This window comes from Mycobacterium sp. E2462 (genome assembly GCF_001672685.1).
Classification (GTDB): Bacteria; Actinomycetota; Actinomycetes; order Mycobacteriales; family Mycobacteriaceae; genus Mycobacterium.
The window spans coordinates 1-823 of sequence record NZ_LZKC01000056.1 but is presented as its reverse complement, the minus strand read 5'-3'; the positions used below and the strand labels follow the sequence as shown (position 1 = coordinate 823).

The 823-nt window shown below is 72.3% G+C and carries 1 protein-coding gene and 1 pseudogene; both read left to right on the top strand.

Annotation, left to right across the window (positions count from 1 at the left end; translation table 11 throughout):
* Nucleotides 1-156: pseudogene (locus A5714_RS03020) on the top strand (shikimate kinase); the annotation flags it as partial.
* On the top strand, nt 153-823 hold a 671-nt coding region (locus tag A5714_RS03015; RefSeq protein WP_156745605.1), incomplete at its 3' end, for a 3-dehydroquinate synthase. The pseudogene A5714_RS03020 and the gene A5714_RS03015, both read left to right, overlap by 4 nt.

Here is an 823-nt window from a genome sequence, read left to right as displayed (position 1 = left end):
GACCGCGCCGCCAAGTACCGCGCGCTGCTGGCCGAGCGCAGCCCCCTGTACCGGCGGGTGGCCAGCATCCGCGTCGACACCAACCGCCGCAACCCGGGAGCCGTGGTCCGCCACATCGTCGCCCGGTTGCAAGCCACCGCCGGAGCCGCCACGTGAGCACCCCACCGGTCACCGTCGAGGTGGCCGTTGACCCGCCCTACCCGGTGATCATCGGCACCGGCCTGCTCGACGAGCTGGACCGGCTGCTCGCCGGCCGCCACCGGGTGGCCATCGTGCATCAGCCGCTGCTGACCGACACCGCCGAGGCGATGCGAATCCGGTTGTCCGACAAGGGCGTCGACGCGCACCGCATCGAGATCCCGGACGCCGAGGCGGGCAAGGACCTGCCCGTCGTCGGCTTCCTGTGGGAAGTGTTGGGCCGCATCGGGATCGGCCGTAAGGACGCGCTGGTCAGCGTGGGCGGCGGCGCGGCCACCGACGTGGCCGGATTCGCCGCGGCCACCTGGCTGCGCGGCGTGTCGATCGTGCACGTGCCCACCACGCTGCTCGGCATGGTCGACGCGGCCGTCGGCGGCAAAACCGGGATCAACACCGACGCGGGCAAGAACCTGGTGGGCGCGTTCCACCAGCCGCTGGCCGTGCTGGTCGACCTGGACACGCTGAAGACGTTGCCGCACAACGAACTCGTCGCCGGGATGGCCGAGGTGGTGAAGGCCGGGTTCATCGCCGACCCGGCGATCCTCGACCTCATCGAAGCCGACCCGCAGGCCGCGGTGGACCCGGCCGGTGACGTGCTGCCGGAGCTGATCCGGCGCGCGATCGC